This window comes from Polaromonas sp. P1_G2, assembly GCF_056405515.1.
In genome coordinates, this window is record NZ_JBFUBY010000389.1 from 1 (window position 1) to 2,910 (window position 2,910).

Below are 2,910 nucleotides of genomic sequence, written 5' to 3' on the forward strand. Positions count from 1 at the left end.
CACCCATTCTTCACCCTTCATCAACCTCAGGAAATCGCCATGAAAACGCCACGTCGTCACTTTGTCCGTTGGTCCATTGCTGCCACCATCCTTGCAGGCTGCGGCTTTTTGTCGTCCCATGCCATCGCGGGCAGTTTGCTCGACGAACTGAAAAGCAGGAAGCAAATCGTTGTCGGTACCGAAGCGCAGTTCGCTCCTTTCGAGTACGTGAATGACGGCAAGATCGTCGGCTATGGACCTGACCTTATGAACCTGATCCTGGCCGACCTGCCGGGCGTGGCCGTCAAGCAACTCGACTTGCCTTTTCAAGGCATCCTGCCCGGACTGGCTGCCAAGCGGTTTGACTTTGTCATCACGTCTGTGACGATGACAAAAGAACGTGCTGACAAGTTCGCCTTCACCCTGCCGATTGCAGACGCGACCGTCTCGCTGGTCAAGCGCAAGGCGGATGCAGCATTGGCCAAACCGGACGACATCAGTGGCAAGGTGGTGGGCTCGCAAGCGGGATCGGCACAGCTCAAGGCGCTGCAGTCGTTTGACGCCAAATTGAAGGCAGCCGGTCGTCCCGGCGTGAAGGAAATCCGGGAATACACCGGCTTTGATGAGGCGTACGCAGACCTCACCGCCGGCCGCCTGGATGCGGTTGCACAAAGTCTGTCCAATCTCTCCACACTGGTGAAGACACGTGGCGACCTGTATGCCGTAGTGCCCGAATCCATCGGAGCCAAAACCTACTTTGGCTGGGTCGGACGCAAGGATGCCGAAAGCGCGTCCCTGGTGAAATTCTTCAATGACGGCATCGCCAAGGCGGCGCGTTCCGGCAAGCTCAAGGAACTCCAACTGAAGTGGTTCGGCTTCACCATGGACACTCCGGTGGATGCAGTGCCGGTTCCATCGATGTGAAGGCAATCGGTTTTTAGCCGTTAGTACCCCCCATGCTCACAGATACCACCCTGGGTGCTCGCTTGTTGGGCTACTTGCCGCGACTGGCTGAGGGTGCGGCCACCACATTGGGCCTCTCGCTGGTGGCCATCGTCTGTGGTTTTGCAATGGGGGCGGCCCTGCTGGGCCTCTCCTTGCGCCCCGGCCTGTTGGGGTTGCGCCAGCGGACCGTGGCGCTTTACGTGAGCTTTTTTCGGGGGACACCCCTGCTGGTGCAGTTGCTGATGCTCTTCTACCTGCCATCGGCGCTCGGTGTTGACCTGCCTCCGCCCCTGGCGGCCATGATGGCCCTGGGCCTCAACTCGGCAGCCTTTCAATGTGAGATATTAAGAGCCGGTTTGGCGGCCATTCCGCATGGTCAGATAGAGGCGGCCAGAGTCTTCGGACTCACACCCCGGCAGACCTTCAGCCAGATCCAGTTGCCGCAGATCGCTGTGGCCGTCTGGCCCACGCTGGTTTCAGAAGCCATTGACGTGCTCAAAGGTTCCGCCATTGTTTCGGTCATTGCCGTTACCGATCTGGCCCGCATCGGCCGCCAGATCGTCGCCGGCAATTTCCGGCCACTGGAGGTTTACCTTGCAGTTGCCGTCAGCTATTTGCTGCTGGCGCTGCTGCTTGTCGCTGCAGGCTGGGTCGTCAAACGTAAGCTGGCCGAACGGCGGTTCAGACCGGTCAGCAATGCAATTCTCGCATCGCCGTTCGGGGGGTCGCCTACATGATCGATTTCGATCTCATACAGAGCATTCTCCCTGCCTTCGGCGTTGCTGCGTGGCATACCGTGGTGCTGGTGCTGATTGCAGCCGTTGGCGGATTGCTGCTGGGATTCGGCCTCAACATGCTGCGCATCTTTGGCGGTCGGAAAGTCCGCGCCATTCTGCTCGTCTACACCAGCGTATTGCGCTTCACGCCGTTCCTGGCCCTACTCTTTATCGTCTATTTTGGATTGCCGGGTCTGGGCATTACGCTGTCACCGCTGCAGGCTGCCGCAATCACATTGGCGGTGTATAGCTCGGCCTATTTCGCTGAAATTTTCCGTAGCTGCTGGGACACCATTCCCAAAGGTCAACTGGAAGCCGCTGCAACCTTGGGCATCAGTCGCTTCAAGGCATTTCGCGTCATTGAAATGCCCCAGGCGCTGGCCATGAGCGTGCCGCTGCTGGCCAACCAAACCATTTTGGTGCTCAAGGAATCGGCCCTGGCGTCCATCATTACCTACCCGGAATTGACCATGGCGACGGGTCACATTGTTGCCGAGAAATTCGCCTATTTCGAGCCCTATCTGCTGCTCTCCGCTTGCTATTGGTTGATGACCTTGCTCATCGGCGCAGCCGGTCGCCGGCTGGGAGCGGCTTTCCCTGCAAACCCCAGGAGTCCCCGATGAATCATTCCTTGCCCATGATCGCAATGCGAGAGGTTGGAAAGTCGTTCGGCACGCACCGGGTCCTGCGCGGCATCAATCTTGAAGTGCATCGTGGCGAAGTGCTGGTGCTGATTGGCCCATCGGGCTCCGGCAAGACCACGGCCTTGCGCTGCATGAACTTTCTGGATGAGCACGACGAAGGGGAAGTCCTGATCCGGGGAACGCCGCTGGGTGTGCGTCAAATGCAGGACGGTCGCCGGGTGCGTGACAGTGAGCGTGAAATCGCAGCCGCGCGCGCACCGCTGGCCATGGTGTTTCAGCAGTTCAATCTGTGGCCGCACATGACGGCATTGGGCAACGTGATGGCCCCGCTGCTTCTGGCAAGAGGCCTCGGCGAAGTGCGGGCACGGCAGATGGCCATGGCGGCACTGGACCGGGTCGGTCTGACTGCCAAGGCAGATCTGCGTCCGGCAGCCCTGAGCGGTGGCCAGCAGCAACGTGTTGGCATTGCCCGTGCCCTGGCCGGTCAACCGCAAGTGATGCTGCTGGATGAACCTACTTCCGCGCTGGACCCYGAGTTGGTTGATGAGGTGCTGGAAGTCATTCTC

4 protein-coding genes are annotated in these 2,910 nt (G+C 59.6%); all 4 read left to right on the plus strand.

Translation table 11 applies throughout. From position 1 onward, the window contains the following. Nucleotides 1-39: 39 nt before the first annotated feature. Nucleotides 40-903: a transporter substrate-binding domain-containing protein gene (locus tag AC1D0P_RS23985; protein ID WP_477679035.1), complete on the plus strand. Its 864-nt coding sequence runs from the start codon at nt 40-42 to the stop codon at nt 901-903. A gap of 32 nt (nt 904-935) precedes the next feature. Next, nucleotides 936-1,661: an amino acid ABC transporter permease gene (locus AC1D0P_RS23990; protein ID WP_477679032.1), complete on the plus strand. Its 726-nt coding sequence runs from the start codon at nt 936-938 to the stop codon at nt 1,659-1,661. Continuing rightward, on the plus strand, nt 1,658-2,323 hold the full coding sequence (locus tag AC1D0P_RS23995) for an amino acid ABC transporter permease (protein WP_477679033.1): 666 nt from the start codon (nt 1,658-1,660) through the stop codon (nt 2,321-2,323). Before AC1D0P_RS23990 ends, AC1D0P_RS23995 begins: the two co-directional genes overlap by 4 nt. Continuing rightward, nucleotides 2,320-2,910, plus strand: a 591-nt coding sequence (locus tag AC1D0P_RS24000; RefSeq protein ID WP_477679034.1) for an amino acid ABC transporter ATP-binding protein, incomplete at its 3' end; no start/stop codon positions are given. The genes AC1D0P_RS23995 and AC1D0P_RS24000, both read left to right, overlap by 4 nt.

Bases quoted from the DNA above. Each gene is read 5' to 3' on its own strand.
- AC1D0P_RS23995 (WP_477679033.1), top strand. From the start codon at position 1,658: ATGATCGATTTCGATCTCATACAGAGCATTCTCCCTGCCTTCGGCGTT.
- AC1D0P_RS23990 (WP_477679032.1), top strand. From the start codon at position 936: ATGCTCACAGATACCACCCTGGGTGCTCGCTTGTTGGGCTACTTGCCG.
- AC1D0P_RS23985 (WP_477679035.1), top strand. From the start codon at position 40: ATGAAAACGCCACGTCGTCACTTTGTCCGTTGGTCCATTGCTGCCACC.